This window comes from Rhizobium sp. BK181, from assembly GCF_014193305.1.
GTDB lineage: Bacteria > Pseudomonadota > Alphaproteobacteria > Rhizobiales > Rhizobiaceae > Rhizobium.
Map to the genome: position 1 here is coordinate 1 of NZ_JACHZA010000014.1, position 16,161 is coordinate 16,161.

At 59.2% G+C, this 16,161-nt stretch carries 17 protein-coding genes; 8 read left to right on the plus strand and 9 right to left on the minus strand.

The features are described from left to right. Window positions 1–1,159 precede the first annotated feature (1,159 nt). Window positions 1,160–1,342, plus strand: coding sequence for a hypothetical protein (locus FHT77_RS23765; RefSeq protein ID WP_183757294.1), 183 nt, complete (start codon window positions 1,160–1,162; stop codon window positions 1,340–1,342). A gap of 454 nt (window positions 1,343–1,796) precedes the next feature. Here FHT77_RS23765 and FHT77_RS23770 read toward each other — a convergent pair whose 3' ends face one another. The 4 genes from FHT77_RS23770 to FHT77_RS23785 all read right to left on the minus strand — a co-directional run bounded on the left by FHT77_RS23770 (window position 1,797) and on the right by FHT77_RS23785 (window position 6,712). Further along, complete coding sequence (locus FHT77_RS23770; RefSeq protein WP_183757295.1) at window positions 1,797–2,360, minus strand: hypothetical protein; 564 nt, start codon at window positions 2,358–2,360, stop codon at window positions 1,797–1,799. A 767-nt stretch (window positions 2,361–3,127) separates the two neighbouring features. Further along, window positions 3,128–4,114 (minus strand): alpha/beta hydrolase, encoded by a 987-nt coding sequence (locus FHT77_RS23775; RefSeq protein ID WP_246720134.1) that lies wholly within the window; start codon window positions 4,112–4,114, stop codon window positions 3,128–3,130. 210 nt (window positions 4,115–4,324) lie between these two features. Next, complete coding sequence (locus tag FHT77_RS23780) at window positions 4,325–5,155, minus strand: endonuclease/exonuclease/phosphatase family protein (RefSeq protein ID WP_183757297.1); 831 nt, start codon at window positions 5,153–5,155, stop codon at window positions 4,325–4,327. Window positions 5,156–5,248: 93 nt separating this feature from the next. Beyond that, window positions 5,249–6,712 carry a phospholipase D-like domain-containing protein gene (locus FHT77_RS23785; RefSeq protein ID WP_183757298.1) on the minus strand — a complete coding sequence of 488 codons (1,464 nt, stop codon included), beginning with the start codon at window positions 6,710–6,712 and terminating at the stop codon, window positions 5,249–5,251. A 247-nt stretch (window positions 6,713–6,959) separates the two neighbouring features. Between FHT77_RS23785 and FHT77_RS23790 the strand changes: the two genes are divergently transcribed. From FHT77_RS23790 to FHT77_RS23810, 5 genes are all read left to right on the plus strand, one after another. Beyond that, window positions 6,960–7,223 (plus strand): DUF2934 domain-containing protein, encoded by a 264-nt coding sequence (locus FHT77_RS23790; RefSeq protein WP_183757299.1) that lies wholly within the window; start codon window positions 6,960–6,962, stop codon window positions 7,221–7,223. A gap of 312 nt (window positions 7,224–7,535) precedes the next feature. After that, window positions 7,536–7,706: a hypothetical protein gene (locus tag FHT77_RS23795; RefSeq protein WP_183757300.1), complete on the plus strand. Its 171-nt coding sequence runs from the start codon at window positions 7,536–7,538 to the stop codon at window positions 7,704–7,706. Between the two features lie 103 nt (window positions 7,707–7,809). After that, the gene (locus FHT77_RS23800) at window positions 7,810–8,124 is read left to right on the plus strand and encodes a plasmid stabilization protein (RefSeq protein ID WP_183757301.1); all 315 of its coding nucleotides are present in this window, start codon (window positions 7,810–7,812) and stop codon (window positions 8,122–8,124) included. 36 nt (window positions 8,125–8,160) lie between these two features. Continuing rightward, window positions 8,161–8,892 carry a glutathione S-transferase gene (locus tag FHT77_RS23805; protein ID WP_183757302.1) on the plus strand — a complete coding sequence of 244 codons (732 nt, stop codon included), beginning with the start codon at window positions 8,161–8,163 and terminating at the stop codon, window positions 8,890–8,892. Window positions 8,893–8,985: 93 nt separating this feature from the next. Continuing rightward, window positions 8,986–9,780, plus strand: a complete 795-nt coding sequence (locus FHT77_RS23810) for an SDR family NAD(P)-dependent oxidoreductase (protein WP_183757303.1) — start codon at window positions 8,986–8,988, stop codon at window positions 9,778–9,780. Window positions 9,781–9,841: 61 nt separating this feature from the next. Here FHT77_RS23810 and pcaF read toward each other — a convergent pair whose 3' ends face one another. From pcaF to FHT77_RS23825, 3 genes are read right to left on the minus strand one after another with little or no spacing between them, the layout of a single operon-like run. Beyond that, window positions 9,842–11,047, minus strand: a complete 1,206-nt coding sequence (gene pcaF, locus FHT77_RS23815; RefSeq protein ID WP_183757304.1) for a 3-oxoadipyl-CoA thiolase — start codon at window positions 11,045–11,047, stop codon at window positions 9,842–9,844. Further along, window positions 11,048–11,830 (minus strand): CoA-transferase subunit beta, encoded by a 783-nt coding sequence (locus FHT77_RS23820; protein WP_183757305.1) that lies wholly within the window; start codon window positions 11,828–11,830, stop codon window positions 11,048–11,050. An 11-nt stretch (window positions 11,831–11,841) separates the two neighbouring features. After that, window positions 11,842–12,690: a CoA transferase subunit A gene (locus FHT77_RS23825; RefSeq protein WP_183757306.1), complete on the minus strand. Its 849-nt coding sequence runs from the start codon at window positions 12,688–12,690 to the stop codon at window positions 11,842–11,844. A gap of 128 nt (window positions 12,691–12,818) precedes the next feature. Between FHT77_RS23825 and FHT77_RS23830 the strand changes: the two genes are divergently transcribed. Continuing rightward, window positions 12,819–13,574 carry an IclR family transcriptional regulator C-terminal domain-containing protein gene (locus tag FHT77_RS23830; RefSeq protein ID WP_183757307.1) on the plus strand — a complete coding sequence of 252 codons (756 nt, stop codon included), beginning with the start codon at window positions 12,819–12,821 and terminating at the stop codon, window positions 13,572–13,574. On the opposite strand, the gene FHT77_RS23835 is transcribed toward FHT77_RS23830, so the two are convergent. Further along, window positions 13,571–14,458 (minus strand): helix-turn-helix domain-containing protein, encoded by an 888-nt coding sequence (locus tag FHT77_RS23835; protein ID WP_183757398.1) that lies wholly within the window; start codon window positions 14,456–14,458, stop codon window positions 13,571–13,573. The two genes, FHT77_RS23830 and FHT77_RS23835, sit on opposite strands and share 4 nt — an antisense overlap. 114 nt (window positions 14,459–14,572) lie before the next feature. On the opposite strand from FHT77_RS23835, the gene pobA reads away from it, so the two are divergent. Next, a complete protein-coding gene (gene pobA, locus FHT77_RS23840; protein ID WP_183757308.1) occupies window positions 14,573–15,745 on the plus strand; it encodes a 4-hydroxybenzoate 3-monooxygenase in 1,173 nt (390 codons plus the stop codon). A 268-nt stretch (window positions 15,746–16,013) separates the two neighbouring features. Here pobA and FHT77_RS23845 read toward each other — a convergent pair whose 3' ends face one another. Then, entirely contained in the window at window positions 16,014–16,154 is a 141-nt protein-coding gene (locus tag FHT77_RS23845; RefSeq protein ID WP_183757309.1) for a hypothetical protein, read from the minus strand. Window positions 16,155–16,161: the final 7 nt, after the last annotated feature.

The window sequence follows — 16,161 nt, forward strand, 5'->3', positions numbered from 1 at the left end:
ATCGGATCGTTGGTGAATGGGCTGCCTGCTCATGTTGGAACCTCCGTTTGAAGTCGCGACCATCGCGACCTGCTACGGCGGTCCGACAGCCGGGCCCGCAAGCGCTGATCCGCACCCGAAGGGCCGAAACGAAGGTGGAAGACGGCAAAGCTGTTGCGGGACTGCGCGGGGCCTGGCAGGACCAACAGCCGGGGCAGGACGCGAGGCGCGGCCATGACCGGAGGAGAGGTACAGGAAGGGCCTCACGAAGGCCGACCCTCAGGAACGGCAGACTGACAGCAGCGCATTCGAGAGGACGGCGGGAGCATCGCTATCGCCGGACCGTAATCCGAAGACGAGGGATTTGCCTGCGGCTGCCAGAGCGGAAGGACGATGCATGCCTGCATTCAGCCCTGATTGCCAGGAGGCGACAGGTTTGGCACGCTCAAGCTTTGGGTCTCACCAGATGAACTGCTGTTGACCGGTCACTGAAGACAGTGCGCAAGTCTATCAAATGACTGGAACAAACGATTTTTGACAGCGTAATGCCTATCGAGGCACCGCCTCCTCACGTCGAAAATCTGCAAGAATCGTCAAGGATAGGATTCCGCCGTGCCTTTGACTGCCAGAGTTTCAGACGTTGCTTCAAACGAAGATCACGTCGTCACCGCCAAGGAGGCCCTTGAAGGGTTGTATTTGTCCCTGGAACTAGAGACTGAAGCGCGCCTGGTTGCCGCAGCGGTGCGCGCCGGGTGGTCTGCCGAAGAAGCTATCGACGCGATTGATCGCCTTCGCGCCGAAGATATCAGACATTGGTCTCGCTCACTCCTCTCCAGTTGGGTGACTCGGCACATCGCGAGGGGGGTTTTGTTCGGCGCGCTGATGGTTCAATTCTGCGGCCACGGGATCGGACGTGATCGTCGTGGCAGAAGCCGTAGTGTACAACCCTAACGCTTCGACGCTGATCGCGCTGCTAGTCGCGAAACACTGACAATCGCCGAAAACAGCCCGTGATCTATCGAACAGTTCAAATATAGCGGTGAACAAGGAACCGAGGGGCTGGCAAGAATCGCCAACTCATCAGTACAACTGAAGTCAGATTGGAGACGGACCTAAGTCCTTGGGCGGGAACGCTCCATGAGAACGCACGTTGAGTTTCCGTAGCAACGGAAAGAGCGACATGAGTGACAAAAATCAAGCCTTCCCTTCGCCGGCTATTTTGAATGCGTCGGTACTTGCTCTTGTCGCAGTACTTGCAGTGATGCTCTACGTCTTTGGGGTTGTCATGTCGGGCGACACCACGCAGTTGACCGGGAGTGTCCGCGGCGCAGATATCATTGACACGAGAGACGTACCGAAGTGACTTTGACCAAGGCTGCGGGGCCGCCCTTCTGACGTGTGGCGGAGTCTTGAGAATGATGGTCTTGATGCAGAGGCGGTGCTCTCGGTGACCATAGGCTCTTGCATGCCTGAGGTTGGGCTCGTGCAATCTTGAGGCTCGGCGAAGCCGCGAAGCTGGGTCCCAGTCGCGCTGCGATAGTGCCACCACCGATCGAGATTGGTCGTTTGACTTCTTCAGCCGAGGCAAAGGCGTCTTTGTCTGAACTCAATTCGAGTCAGTTACGTCGTAAATGCGGTCGGGACCTTGACGACAGAACCAAACCGCCAGGCTCCTGACGACAGGGCCGATGCTAAACGCAATTGTCGGTGATGGATTGCCCTTCGATCCAGCTCGGCATTGGCGTTCGGCCTCCCCCGGGCTTGGCCTCTCGGTAAAGAAGATAGCCGAGGGCAGGTTGGATCGTTCGATGGCGTCGTCAGTTTCTCACGCGTGTCGCGAGCATCAGTCGTAGGTCGCCGGTGATATCGGACAACCTCGTCGATGACGTCGAAACGATCTTGTATACGATCGATGGGGGGACGCCATCCTCAGCCAACATCTGCGCCGCTTCCAAAGATGCTTGCAGGTCATCCCTCCCGTGCAGATCATAGACCCGATGGACGGCAACGGCGGCAGTTTCGTCGAGGTAGAGATTTCCAGTCGCTGCCAGCCCAGCTGCTATGAAGCCGCAGGCACTTAGACAATCGCCCTTGATTAAGATCGGCTGCTGCGTGTTGGCGAACAAGTCCATTAAATAGAAGCTTTCCAGTACTTCACCCCCCGGACTGTTCATGATCACGAAACCGCGCAGCACTTCGTGTCGCTTCCGCAGATCAGCAATTACCTTGCGAATGCGCTTAACATCACCTGGCTTGATATCCCCTTCGAGGTGAATAACCCGACGCCGATCGCCGCGCTCACCGCGCAGTTCGATGGACATGGCGCTGGCGTTTGCCGAAATGCACGCGGCAACTAGAACTGACGCAATCGCGGTTTTCATGTCTGGTCTCCCCACTAGGAGCTTTCGAGGTTGCCGCTACCCTTGGTTTTTTGGAGCATCGGTCGCCCTTTCTTCCGGCGCGATCCTTGTCCACCCGTTCGATCGCGGTCCTTTCCGGCGACGTCGAAAACGACGTCAGCAATTCGTCCATGATATTGAGCGTTTGAACCTGTAGAGTCACCCAAGACGGCAGCGACCTTCAGCAGCGGGTCAATCGCCTGCTTCAGTGATGCGAGCCGCTTCGACTTTCAGATCCCGGATCTTTCTCGTCAAGACAGCCAATCGGCTATGGCTGCCAGCTCGGGATTTCGTCGCTTATAGCCGTTTGCCCAGTGGTTTCGGTGGCTTAGGTGTAGTTGGCTCTTACAGGAGGTCGGCGACCGTCCGGCCCGTCGCCAGAGCAGTGCGTTTTTCACAGTTGCCGCGGCACGTTGGCGCCTTCCTTCGTTGCCGCAACGGCGCTCTCTAGGCAAGGCTGTTTGCAGGGCTCATTGGTGACGGTCAGATGGATTTGGGGATTTGTTTCCCGATTGTTCAGCACTCAAAACCCGTGGGGACGCCCAGGCTAGTCTCGAAAGCAGGATCTTAAAAAACGATGTTATTTGCCGACCTGCGTGAAAGTCGTCCGATTTATGCATCTGCCTTCGCTTGGTCGCAGCGTGTAGATAGAAGCGGCCTGCGTACCCGTGCGAGAGCGAATTCTATCGGCCGCGTAGGACTTTTGAAAAAACTGATGGAGTTTACGAGAAGCCTGAGCCCGCTGCCTATTACTTGGGCTTGTCCGCGAAATGCTCGATCGCATAGTCTGCGATCTGTTGGTTCGATTTCCTTGCGTCATCGAGCAGGGAGGGGAATAACTGCCACTGATGAACCATGCCTGGCCAGATCTCCGTCCTGACGTCCACGCCGGCCGTCTTCGCTCTGTCAGCTAGACGCAGGGTATCGTCCAGAAGGGCGTCACCAGATCCAACCTGCAATAAAAGTGGGGGAAATCCCGTCATGTCCGCATAAAGCGGCGATATAAGGGGATCGCTGGGTGAGCGGGTGCCGAGATAGGCGTTACGGATCAATGTAAGTTGATCTTTGCCGATGAGTGGATCGGTATTGTTTGCTGCCAAGGACGCAGCTGTGGCCACGAGATCGGTGATCGGGCTCATCGCAACCACTGCAGCGGGTAGCTGTCCGCTCACCCGCATTTGCCGCAGCGTGGCTTCGATCGCAAGATTTCCGCCTGCGGAATCGCCGACGATGACGATGTTGCCGCTCTCATAGCCGGAATCGAGAAGCCATCTGTAAGCACTAAGTGCGTCGTCGATCTGGGCGGGATAAGGGCTATCGGGCGCGAGGCGATAGTCGACCAGAAGAACGTCCGCTGAAGCCGCCTTCGCGAGCGACCCAGCGATCGCACGGTGTGTGCGCAATGAACCGCTATAGAAGCCGCCACCGTGAAGATAGAGGATGGCGCGCCGCCCGAGCGGATGATGCAGCCTTGCTGGCCAGATAAGCTGTGCATCGACACCGCCGACATCTACCGATCTGATTTGCACTCGTGTTGGCTCGGGGGTGGATTCCATGAGATCTTCGAAGGCCCGACGGCGGTCGCGAAGACTGTCGGCGTCAGCGTAGTATTTCTTGATGGTGTCGACGAGCTTGCGGACCTGTTCCTTGGATCCCTCAGTGTGTGGAGTTGGACCCGCGGCCATCGCTGCGCTTGATGAGATCCCGACGATCAGACATGCGGCTAGCCACGTCATCAAGGTAATTTTTGAAATCGGTGCCAAGCGCCTCGAGGCGTCTTTGTCCTGCGAACCCCCGGCCAATTGCAGCACCATCCAGCTCCCTATCAAAGCTATCTCGAGATGGGCAGAGCCTGCCACGGCATCAGGCAGTGTCAAGTCATCGCAGAGGTAAAGGGGATGGCTCGTTCCGGCACGACGAGTTTGCGAACGGGCTCAGGAAGGTGCTCAACCTTTCGCGGTGAGCTCCTCAACACGTTTGAGATTGACCACGGCCTTGATGGGCAGATGATCTGAAGCGACCCGAGCAAGCGGCGTATCATGCGCCTCGACGGCTGTCACAACACCCCTTCGGTTTGCCATGATCCGATCAAGTGCCAGGACCGGAAGTCGCGCGGGAAAGCTCGGCACGGCCGTCGGCTGTGGTCCGAAGGCCGACTGAAATGTGTGCAGCGACGATCGGTCGCCAAGCCGCCATTCGTTGAGATCGCCGAGCAGGATGGTTGGGACCTCTCTTTTGTCGGCCATCAGCTGGACAAGCGTCTTGGCCTGCTGGGCCCGCGAGTGGCGTAGCAGGCCGAAATGCGCCGCGATGATCCGCAAGGCTCCGCCGTTTTCCAGATCGAGTTCGGCAACAAGGGCACCGCGCGGCTCCAGCCCCGGCAGGTTGATCTGGTGGACATCCCGCACCAATCCCCTCTTGAAGAGAACGACGTTCCCATGCCAGCCGTGAGCCTTGGCCATACCGCTGATGGGGACCGGTATCAGTCCTGTTTCCCGCTCAAGCCGGCCAAGATCCAGGATACCTGTCCTCTCACCAAACCGGGTATCTGCTTCTTGCAACGCGATGACGTCGGCATCGATTTCGTGGATCACGCGGCTGGTGCGCTCGGGGTCGAAACGACGGTCGTTTCCGATGCACTTGTGGACGTTGTAGGAGGCAATCAGCGTGCCATCGGACCGGGGTTTCTGCTCCAGATGCGCTGCATCGAGCCGCTTTTTTCGATTGCGGATCGAGGCAAGAATATTGGCGGGCAGACTGTCGTTTCTGGCATGCATCGGAGTTTCGCATGGGCTCCGTTGATCGAAGGACTCTGTCGGGATTATAGGCCCGGCACCTCAAGTTGCCACCGTTTTCACCCCAGAAATTTGCTACAAATATGGCGAGCCCAGCCAAAGCACCTTCTCGAGCAGCCGGACCAGGAACGGGCGTGATCGCAGTCCCTCCAGCGTCACTGGAGACGCCGATTTGATGGCCTCATCGATGTGCTCATCGATCTCGTTGGCAAAGCCTTCGTTCAGCACCTCGAGGTCGATCTCGAAATTCAATCGCAGCGATCTCGGGTCGAGGTTCGAGGATCCGACATAGGACCAGACCCCGTCGATCGACAGAAGCTTGGAGTGGCTGAATGCTCCGCTCGAGCGCCAGATCCGGCAATAGCTGCTGAGGATCTGGTCGAACTGTGCCGTCATTGCCCGGTCGACAAGGACGAGGTTGTTGACCGAGGGAACCACGATGTCGACCTCCACGCCGCGCCGCGCCGCAGTCGCCAGCGCGCTGATCAGTTCCCGGTCTGGCAGGAAGTAGGGAGACATGATGCGGATCGATTTTCGGGCGATCGAGAAGGCGCCCATCAGCATCTTGTGGTTCGTCTCGACGCTTCTGTCAGGACCCGATGCCACCACCCGCATGAAGACCGGGTCGCCCGGGTTTCTCTCAGGCATTGCGGTGCGCCACGCTTGCCCCTCAAGGATTTCGCCCGTCGTGAAGCGCCAGTCTTCGGCTGCGACGTTGAAGAGATCGGCGACAACAGGTCCGGTTACGCTGAAATGGGTGTCGCGGGCGAAATCGTCCCCCGCCATTTCGCGGGTGAACCCGGCCCGTATGTTCATGCCCCCTGTCAAGGCGATACGCCCATCGACGATCAGGATCTTGCGGTGAGTGCGCAGGTTCGCATAGGGCAGGCGCAAGCCCATGATCACGTTGCCATTGAATACCGAGACGGTCACGCCGCCATCGGCAAGGTAGCCGAGGATGCTTGGCACGGAATAGCGGGCGCCTACGGCATCGATCAGGACGCGGACCTCCACGCCGCGCCTGACGGCGGCGATGAGCGCGTCGGCAATCCTCAATCCGATCGGGTCGCGATCAAAAATATAGGTCTCCAGAAGAATGCTTCGCTCCGCAGCCCCCATCGCGGTTTTCATGGCTGCATAGCAATCGTCGCCCGTCTCGAGCATGTCGATCGTGTTGCCAGTCGCGAGTGGAATACGGGCAACCCTGTCGCCGAGCGTCTGCAGGGCAGCAAAACGACGCCCGAAGCCGCTGATGACGATCTCGGTATCGGCGTCGAAGCTCTCCAGTTCGTCGAGGTCCGCTTCCGGGATGAGCGCATCACGCCGGAGGCTGAGCGACGCCCGTCGGATCCGGTTAATGCCGGCGATGGCGTAGAGAACAGCGCCAACGATTGGCGAAAGGATGATGACGCCGACCCAGCCGATTGCGGCCCTGACCTCTTCCTTGGTCATTGCGGCATGGATCGCTGCCGCTGCACCCATGGCCAGCGAAACAATGAATAGAATATGAGGCCAGTAGGTCGATATGAGATAAAACATTGAGCTGAACTATAACGCTTAAGCGGCAACGTTCAATCCGGCGCCAATGGGGAGATTTACGGCTCGGGCCGGCGACCAAATGTTGGTGGATCCGGTTACAGCATGGTCAAATAGCCGGCCTGATGCTGCAATGCGCAATTTCTCTTTGCAGTGTGTCAAAAAAAGCTTGAAACATTCGTCGTGGTCTGGAACTTTGAATATTAGGATCTAGTTACGCAACGGGCTTTACCCTGACTGGAGATCGGCGATGACGGAAACTCGGGACGAGTGGATCAGAAAGCGCGCCTATGCGCTTTGGGAAGAGGAAGGGCACCCCGCGGGGCGAGAAGTCGCTCATTGGGAACAGGCCCGGTCAGAGCGGCTTTCGCTCGAAGGATCGGCGGCTTCGGTCGACGGCAAGGAGGTCAAGACGCGCAAGCGCACGGTCTCCCCCCCGAAAACGGCTCCAGCCACCCGCAGTGTCACAAAGCCCGCGACAACGAAAAAGGCTGCCAACGGTAAATCGGCCTAACCCTTTGACTTCAGATAGAGAAGGCGTCATGCGTGACGCCTTCGTCACATGATTGCATTGCTTCTGCTCTATTGATTTTTCGGGGAGGCGCGCGCAGCGCCTTTTGAGGGAAAGACCACAGATGAGTGCGTACTGTTCCGACCTCGCAAAAAATCTGCTGAGGCAGCCTTTCGCGATGGAACCAAAATCCAGTTCCGCTGTTCATAGCGGCAACTGGAGTATTCGCCATGAGCAGAAGCTATTTCGACGTTATCCTCCTTTCCCTCGCCGTAGCGAGTTGCTACCTCCTCGTGGCGCCCATGTGAGGCCGAGATGACCGCACTCATCGTGGCAACTATCGCCTATCTCGCGTTGGCTCTTGTCCTTGTTTATGCGATCGACAACATGGTCGCGCTGTTCTTTCCCGCGACGCGTTCCGCTCCATTCGGGCTCATCACCCTCAGCAAGATGATCGCTGTTTCCCGCAAATATTATCGCAAGTAGCCTGCTACCCCGGGAAGGGGCGTCGGTTTGACGACCCCAGCAAATGACTGGAACTTTTCGTGTGCCAGCAAGTTGCCTGTTCGTTCAAGACATGGAGGCAATCATGCCACAAGGCGACAAATCCGCTTACACGGACAAGCAGAAGCGCAAGGCCGAGCATATCGAGGAAGGCTACGAGGACCGCGGCGTCTCAACCAAGGAAGCCGAACGTCGGGCCTGGGCGACTGTCAACAAGGAAAGCGGTGGCGGCAACAAATCGGGATCCGGTCGCGGCAAGAAGGATACCCACGAGTCATCCGAGAAGGGTGGACGCAGGGGGGGCGCCGCCTCCGCATCGCGGTCGGCAGCTGAGCGCTCTGCATCCGCGAAAAAGGCAGCCGCAACGCGCAAGCGTAACGAGCACCATTCGCATCACTGATTGATCCAGACTGGAATGGCTACCGGGAGGGGATCGATGGCCTATGAACTTTACTACTGGGACGGAATTCAGGGACGGGGCGAGTTCGTTCGCCTGGCGCTGGAAGAAGCCGGCGTCGATTATGTCGATGTTGCACGCCAGTCCGGCCGGGGCATGGGCACAGGCGCCATGCTGGAACTGATGAAGAGCAAGAGCGAGCCGCACATTCCGTTCGCGCCGCCGTTCCTAAGGGATGGCGACCTGATCGTCTCGCATGTCGCCAACATTCTCTTCTATCTCGGCCCGAAGCTTGGCCTTGTCCCTGACAATGAAACGTTGCGTTACATTGTGAACGGCCTGCAGCTCACGATCACCGATCTCGTGGCGGAAGTGCATGATACCCACCACCCGATCGCGACCTCACTCTATTATGAAGATCAGAAGGATGCGGCAAAAGCCCGCACGAAAGCCTTCATCGGCGAACGGATTCCAAAGTTCCTCGGGTATTTCGAACAGGTGCTGCAACAGAATCCCGGGGGATCGCGCTACATTGTTGGCGATGCATTGAGTTATGTCGACCTGTCTCTGTTCCAGGTGATCGAGGGTCTTCGCTATGCCTTCCCAAAGGCGATGAAGGCTCAAGACGGTGACTATCCCGGCCTGATTGCCTTGCACGACGCCGTCGCCGTCCGCCCCAAGATTGCCGCCTACCTGGGCTCAAAGCGAAGGCTTGCCTTCAATGAGGATGGGATCTTCCGGCACTACCCTGAGCTCGACACGACACCGTAACAGGATCGGCATTGCTCCGGTCAGCCTCCGGCTGTTAAGCTCGTCCCCACTCGCCAAATCAATCCCGCTTCATGTTCGGAGGCTATCGCTGCCATGGCAAACCTTGCTCAATTGCTTGCATCCATCAAGATCCCGGACCTCGCCGGCAGGGCCGTGCTGATCACCGGTGCGTCGACCGGCATAGGTGCTGCGCTTTCGCGCGCCTTTGCCGCCCAGGAGATGAAGGTTGGCATTCATTACAATGCAAGCCGGGAACCGGCCGAAGCGCTCGCGGAGGAAATCCGGGCGACTGGCGGCACGGTGCACCTCGTGCACGGCGACGTGTCGAAAGAGGGCGAAACGGAGCGCGTTGTCGAGGAGACCGCGAGGACCTTCGGCCATCTCGATGGGCTGGTGAACAATGCCGGCGGTATGCTCGGCCGCAAACCAACCTCGGAGTATACCGACGAACACTATGAGAAAGTCATGGATCTGAATGCCCGTTCGGTTCTCGCCGCGACACGCGCGGCCCACCCGTGGCTGAAGAAGCAGGGTGGCTTCATTATCAACACGACTTCGATCGCGGCACGCAACGGCGGTGGCAATGGCGCGGTGCTCTATGCCGCATCAAAGGGCTTCGTTTCGACCATTACCCGCGGACAGGCCAAGGAATTCGTCCCGGATCGCATTCGCGTCAATGCCGTCGCTCCTGGGGTTATCGCTACCCCCTTTCACGAGCGATACACCAATGACGAACAGATGGAGTTGCAGCGGAAGTCGATACCGATGGGCTTCGTTGGGACGCCGGAGGACTGCGTCGGCGCTTACCTCTTCCTCGCATCGCCAACACTGTCAGGCTACGTGACGGGCCAGATCATCGAGGTCAACGGTGGCCAGCTGATGCCTTGATGCGGCACTGAGGATTTGGTGACCGGCGCCTGTTCGACGCCGGTTCCCGGTTTCGATGGGCTTAGACGCGCTCGAGAGCGATCGCAATGCCTTGGCCGACGCCGATGCACATTGTGGACAGCGAGTAGCGTCCGCCGGTTTCCTTGAGTTCCAGCGCGGCAGTGCCGGTAATGCGCGCACCGGTCATGCCGAGCGGATGGCCGAGAGCGATCGCCCCGCCATTGCGGTTCACACGAGGATCATCATCGGCAATCCCCAGTTCCCGGAGCACGGCAAGGCCTTGCGACGCGAAGGCTTCGTTGAGTTCGATGACGTCGAACTGGTCCTGCTTCATGTGAAGACGGGCCATCAACTTCTGGGATGCAGGCACAGGACCAATGCCCATGATGCGCGGTGGGACGCCGGCGGCGGCTCCCCCGAGAATTCGTGCGATCGGTCTCAGTCCGTATCTTTTCGCGGCAGCCTCGCTGGCGATCAAGAGAGCGGCGGCGCCGTCATTAACGCCGGAGCTGTTTCCTGCAGTGACCGTTCCGCCTTCCTTTCTGAAGGGCGTGGAGAGTTTCGCGAGTGCCTCCATCGTGGTTGCCCGCGGATGCTCGTCCTTGCCGACGACAATGGGATCGCCCTTGCGCTGCGGGATGGTCAAGGAGGTGATTTCTGTTGCGAGCCGACCGCTGGCCTGTGCGGCGGCGGCCTTGGCCTGGCTGCGGACAGCGAAGGTGTCCTGGTCTTCGCGCGAGACTTTGTAGTCGGCAGCGACATTCTCGCCGGTCTCCGGCATGGAATCGACGCCATATTGCTGTTTCATCAGCGGATTGACGAAACGCCAGCCAATCGTCGTGTCATAGATCTCGGCGTTGCGTGAGAAAGCCGTCTCAGCCTTCGGCATGACGAACGGCGCGCGCGACATGCTTTCGACGCCTCCAGCAATCATGAGGTCTGCCTCGCCGGCGCGGATCGCCCGGGCGGCGGCGATTACAGCGTCCATGCCCGAGCCGCAGAGCCGGTTGATGGTGGTCCCTGACACGGACATGGGTAGGCCTGAGAGCAATATCGACATGCGGGCGACATTGCGGTTGTCCTCACCCGCCTGGTTGGCACACCCGAAAATCACGTCGTCAACCGCTTCCCAGTCGACGTCCCGGTTGCGCTCGGTGAGTGCCTTCAGTGGCGCCGCCCCGAGATCGTCGGCGCGAACCGATGACAGGGAGCCGCCGAAGCGGCCGATTGGCGTCCTGATGTAGTCACAAATGAAAGCGTCAGCCATTTATGCGGCCTCCTTGTTGCCCTGGTGGGCCTTCTTGGTACGTGTATTGATGTCGCGGAGCGTTGCGAGTTCCGTCTCTGTCGGCACAGGCGTTTCGATTACCTGATCTGCGAAGCGGATTGCCCAGCCGCAATTGTCGGTGATCTGTTCGCGAGTGACGCCGTGATGGATAGAGACGACGGTGAGCTCCCTCGTCACCGGATCCGGCTCGAGGATGCAGAGATCGGTAATGACCCGGGTCGGTCCTTTTGTCTTCATCCCCAGACGCTCGCGGTGATTGCCGCCCTCGCCATGGCCCATGGAGGTGATGAAGGGGAGCTTCTCGACGAAACCACGCTTGGAAAGCGCCATGGTGATGAATATCTGCCCGCAATTGCTGGCAATTTCGGGTGCGCCACCGCCGCCTGGCAACCGGACCTTCGGATGATCGTAGGGACCGACAACAGTGGTGTTCAGATTGGCGAACCTGTCGATCTGCGCGCCGCCGAGAAAGCCTGTCGTGATGCGGCCGCCCTGCAGCCAGTAGCGAAACATCTCCGGCACGGAGACGGTAAACAGCGCGGTGTCGCAGAGCTCGCCATCGCCGATCGAAAGCGGCAAAACGTCGGGCTTGGTGCCAACCGTGCCGCTCTCGTAGATCAAGGTGATGTCAGGGGCATGCGTCAGGCGGGCGACATTGCAGGCGGCGGACGGCGCGCCGATGCCTACAAAGCATACGTCGTCGTTTGTGAGCGCGCGGGCTGCGGCAATGGTCATCATCTCAGTGGGGGTAAAGTCACTCATCCCGGGTCTCCTTACGCAACCTTCGTCGCATGCTTGGCAAAATCGTCAGGACTTGCCCGCAGGACATTTTCATCAATCCATGTCAGGAAGGCATCGCGTTCACGCGCGATCGCGTCCCATGCGATGTAGAAAGCATTCGAGCGGGCGTAGTAGCCTTGCGCATAGGACGGAAATGCTCCCCCCGGCACATGGGCAACTGACGTGACAGCCCAGCTAGGCAGCACGACGGAGTTCGGCGACGGCGGGTCGAGCTCGTCGACGATTTCCTCGACCGTCACGATCGAGCGTCGGGCGGCAAGGACTGCTTCCTTCTGGACGCCGACGATGCCTTCCAGGAGGACATTGCCCTTACGATCGGCGCGAAGCGCATGGATGATCGTGACATCGGGCCGAATGGCTGGAACGGCGGCAAGCACCTCGCCCGTGAAGGGGCATGTCACGGACCTGATGTTGGGATTGACTTTCGGAAGATCGGCGCCGAGGTAGCCACGGAACGTCGCAAACGGAAGGTTTGCGGCACCAGCCTCATAGGCGTTGGCCATCGCGGCATGACTATGCTCTTCGATTTCAAGCGGCCGGGGCCACTGGTTCTCCACCGCATCGCGAAAGCGGTGCAGGGAGCCGACGCCGGGGTTGCCGCCCCAGGAAAATTTCATGCCGCGCGCAGCACCTACACCGATTAGCTGGTCATAAATGATATCGGGTGTCATCCGGATCAGGAAGAGATCCTTCTTGCCCTGACGGATTACTTCGTGGCCGGCCGCGTAGGGAATAAGGTGGGTGAAGCCCTCCATGGCGACGGTGTCGCCATCCCTGACATTGTCGGCGACAGCTTCCTTCAACGATACGATCTTCGCCATATGGCCTCCCGCAGTGAGCTCTTGAATGCGGGTCAATAAGCGCCCTGCGACGGCAACCGTCAAATGTTTTTGTGCGCTATTTGACATTTGTTCGTATATCGCACAAATTGAAGTGAACGGAGGACGCCATGAGAGAGACCGACTTTGTCAGCGGGTTCGCACGGGGACTAAAGGTGATCGAGGCCTTTGAGGAGACGCGCCAGCGCCTGTCGATTGCGGAGGCCTCAAAGCTGACCGGGTTCGACCGCGCCACGGTGAGGCGGTCATTGCTGACGCTCGCCCAACTCGGCTATGCGGACTATGACGGCAAGTTCTTTGCTCTGACGCCAAAGATATTGAGGCTCGGGCATGCGTATCTTTCGGCGACTCCCTTGCCCGTTCTGATCCAGCCGCATCTTGACCAATTGTCCGAAAAGGCAGGCCAGAGCGCCTCTGCATCCGTCCTCGAAAATACCGAGGTTGTCTATATCGCGCGCGCTTCCCAGCGTCGTGTCATGTCGATCAACCTGACCCCCGGCAGCCGCCTGCCCGCCTACTGTGCGTCGATGGGCCGGGTCCTGCTTGCGGCACTGCCGGAGACGGAGGCAAGGGCAATCCTTTCCCGCACCGAGCTCAAGGCGAATACGAAGAATACCAAGACCGATATCGAGGAGTTGGTTGCCGAGTTCCGGCGCGTACGCGAACAGGGCTACGCCGTGATCGACCAGGAGCTGGAGATCGGACTTTGCTCGATTGCGGTGCCTGTCGAGAATAACGGGGGCCAGACCGTCGCCGCCATCAATATCGGAGCTCCGGCCGCCCACGTGCCGGCCGCCGACATGCCGGCACTGTATCTGCCGCTGCTGAAGGAGACCCAACAGGCGCTGCGCCTGGTGCTGCGCTAGACCCCGAGCCTTGCGCGTTCCGCTATGCGCCAGGCGCGCGGGGTCCTGCCGGTCTCCTTCAGAAAGAACCGCGAGAAATAGGCAGGATCGGAGAAGCCAAGCCGATAGGCGATCTCCTGCACGTTGCCCGAGGTGAAGACGAGTTCGCGCTTCGCCTCATCGAGAAGCTTGCGCGCGATCAGTTCGTGAGGGCCAAGGCCGGTCGCAGCGCGCACGATGCGGTTCAGGTGCGTCGGCGAAATTCCGATTGCCCTGGCATAGAAGGCAGCCGGTTCATGCGATCGAAAATGCCGGTGGATGAGGTCTTGAAGCGCCTCGATACGTCGCTCGTTCTCGCTGGCAGCAGTATCGTCTTCCCGGACTTTGGAAGAAAGTCGTGCCGTCAGAAGCAGGGCCGATGTCAGATAGGATTCCAGGAGATCGTTGCGCCCGGCCCGCCGATGCGGGAATTCATGCCCGAGCCGCATCAGGCAGGCGGCGATATGCCCGGCATCCTCGTCATCCGGATCAAGCGAAGTCAGATGCGGCAATGCCATCCATGCACCGAGCCGGCTGCGGTCGCCCGGGATCGCCTTCAGATGCGAGTTCAAAACCGTGATGACGAAACCGTCGATATCCCTTGAGAACCGGAAGCCATGATCGACGCCAGGGGGAACCGTGATGACCGATCGCGGCCTGATCGGGTGCCAGAGGCTCTGGAACATCGCTTCTCCCGTACCGCCGGCAATGTACAGGATCTGAAAGAAACTGTCGTGGCGATGCGGTCGAATTTCAAAGTGATGCAGACTGCTGCGAGAGACGATGGTCTCGCAATGCAGCCAGAAATCCGGCTTTCCGGCGGCCATTTCGCCGTACAGCTCATATGTCGGAATATTCCGCACCATCCCGGCCGCCTCCCTCAGCATGTTCGAACTGTGCAATCTGATGATGGAATTGTCCATTGCTGACCGCGCCTTGCATCGTCAAAATTTGACCAAAGGCAAGTGCGGGAGGAGAGCATGCGCACGAAGGTCGCCATCATCGGCTCGGGCCCGTCTGGCCTTCTTCTCGGGCAGCTTTTGACCGAGGCCGGCATCGACAACGTCATCGTGGACCGCGTCGGAAAAGACTACATTCTGGGCCGCGTTCGCGCCGGGGTATTGGAAGAAGGAACCGTCGGCCTGATCGACCAGGCGAAGGCCGGCGCCCGCATCCACGCTGAAGGCCTTCCGCATGAAGGATTCTCCCTTGCCTTCGACGGACGCGATCACCGCATCGATCTATCTGCCCTGACCGGCGGCAAGAAGGTCATGGTCTACGGTCAGACCGAACTGACCCGCGACCTGATGGAGCGACGCGAGGCAAGTGGGGCTGTGACAATCTACGAGACAGCGAATGTCCTCCTGCATGATTTCGATGGCGCCAGCCCTTACCTGACCTACGAGAAGGACGGCAGTTCTCATCGGATCGACTGCGATTTCATCGCCGGCTGCGATGGCTTCCACGGCGTCAGCCGCAAGGCGGCGCCGGAGCGATCGCTGCGCACGGTCGAGAAGGTCTATCCCTTCGGCTGGCTTGGAATACTGGCCGAGGTTGCCCCCGTCAGCCACGAACTGATCTACGCCAACCATGCCAGAGGCTTTGCGCTTTGTTCGATGCGCTCAACGCACCGCAGCCGCTATTACATCCAGTGTGCGCTGACCGAGAGGATTGAAGACTGGAGCGATGACAGGTTCTGGGACGAGCTTCGTCGTCGGCTCCCAGTACACCATGCAGAGGCACTTCAGACGGCGCCCTCATTCGAAAAGTCGATCGCGCCGCTGCGTTCCTTCGTTGCCGAGCCGATGCGTTTCGGCCGAATGTTCCTGGTCGGCGATGCCGCCCACATCGTTCCGCCGACCGGTGCAAAAGGTCTCAATCTCGCCGCGAGCGACGTGCATTATCTCTTCTCGGGCCTCCTCGAACACTACCAGGATCGTTCGAACGCAGGCATCGACGCCTATTCCCAGCGAGCGCTTGCTCGGGTGTGGAAGGCGGTACGGTTCTCCTGGTGGATGACAACAATGATGCACCGGTTTCCCGACGCCGGTAACTTCGACCAAAGGATTCAGGAAGCCGAACTCGACTATCTGACGCATTCGAGAGCAGCAGCGACTGCGCTTGCGGAAAACTACGTCGGCCTTCCCTACTAGATCCCTTCCGACATCCACGGAAGGGTGCATGGAGAGCGGCGGTGGTAAATGCGTCCCACCGCTGCTCGCCCCGGTAACAGGGCCAGATGCGCGACTGAATGAGCGGTCGGCGATGCCCTGCACTGCGCAGTTGCTTTAGGAAAACAAAATTTCAACCAGGATCAACTGAGTGCCGTTTGGGAAGCGTCTCTCTTTCCCGTCGCGGGTCCTTAGCCATTGGAGTCGGTGTTCCACGGGCTGTGCCGATAGTACGACAGCGGGATCGGTCTTATTGCATTGAAAGCGGAACGAGTGCTGCCCCGGCCTGGATCATGCCAAGGATGTCATCAGCCTTCTTCTGCGCAAACAGCAGTTTATCCATCGCAGCGTCTGAGCGCGAATGGTGTTCAGTTCTGAAGATGAACTTCATTCGGATC

Coding starts and splice junctions, on each gene's coding strand:
- pcaF (WP_183757304.1), bottom strand. CDS start 11,047: ATGGCTGACGCTTTCATTTGTGACTACATCAGGACGCCAATCGGCCGC.
- FHT77_RS23770 (WP_183757295.1), bottom strand. CDS start 2,360: ATGAAAACCGCGATTGCGTCAGTTCTAGTTGCCGCGTGCATTTCGGCA.
- FHT77_RS23820 (WP_183757305.1), bottom strand. CDS start 11,830: ATGAGTGACTTTACCCCCACTGAGATGATGACCATTGCCGCAGCCCGC.
- FHT77_RS23800 (WP_183757301.1), top strand. CDS start 7,810: ATGCCACAAGGCGACAAATCCGCTTACACGGACAAGCAGAAGCGCAAG.
- FHT77_RS23790 (WP_183757299.1), top strand. CDS start 6,960: ATGACGGAAACTCGGGACGAGTGGATCAGAAAGCGCGCCTATGCGCTT.
- FHT77_RS23805 (WP_183757302.1), top strand. CDS start 8,161: ATGGCCTATGAACTTTACTACTGGGACGGAATTCAGGGACGGGGCGAG.
- FHT77_RS23780 (WP_183757297.1), bottom strand. CDS start 5,155: ATGCATGCCAGAAACGACAGTCTGCCCGCCAATATTCTTGCCTCGATC.
- FHT77_RS23775 (WP_246720134.1), bottom strand. CDS start 4,114: ATGACGTGGCTAGCCGCATGTCTGATCGTCGGGATCTCATCAAGCGCA.
- FHT77_RS23830 (WP_183757307.1), top strand. CDS start 12,819: ATGAGAGAGACCGACTTTGTCAGCGGGTTCGCACGGGGACTAAAGGTG.
- FHT77_RS23825 (WP_183757306.1), bottom strand. CDS start 12,690: ATGGCGAAGATCGTATCGTTGAAGGAAGCTGTCGCCGACAATGTCAGG.
- FHT77_RS23810 (WP_183757303.1), top strand. CDS start 8,986: ATGGCAAACCTTGCTCAATTGCTTGCATCCATCAAGATCCCGGACCTC.
- FHT77_RS23795 (WP_183757300.1), top strand. CDS start 7,536: ATGACCGCACTCATCGTGGCAACTATCGCCTATCTCGCGTTGGCTCTT.
- FHT77_RS23765 (WP_183757294.1), top strand. CDS start 1,160: ATGAGTGACAAAAATCAAGCCTTCCCTTCGCCGGCTATTTTGAATGCG.
- FHT77_RS23835 (WP_183757398.1), bottom strand. CDS start 14,458: ATGGTGCGGAATATTCCGACATATGAGCTGTACGGCGAAATGGCCGCC.
- FHT77_RS23785 (WP_183757298.1), bottom strand. CDS start 6,712: ATGTTTTATCTCATATCGACCTACTGGCCTCATATTCTATTCATTGTT.
- FHT77_RS23845 (WP_183757309.1), bottom strand. CDS start 16,154: ATGAAGTTCATCTTCAGAACTGAACACCATTCGCGCTCAGACGCTGCG.
- pobA (WP_183757308.1), top strand. CDS start 14,573: ATGCGCACGAAGGTCGCCATCATCGGCTCGGGCCCGTCTGGCCTTCTT.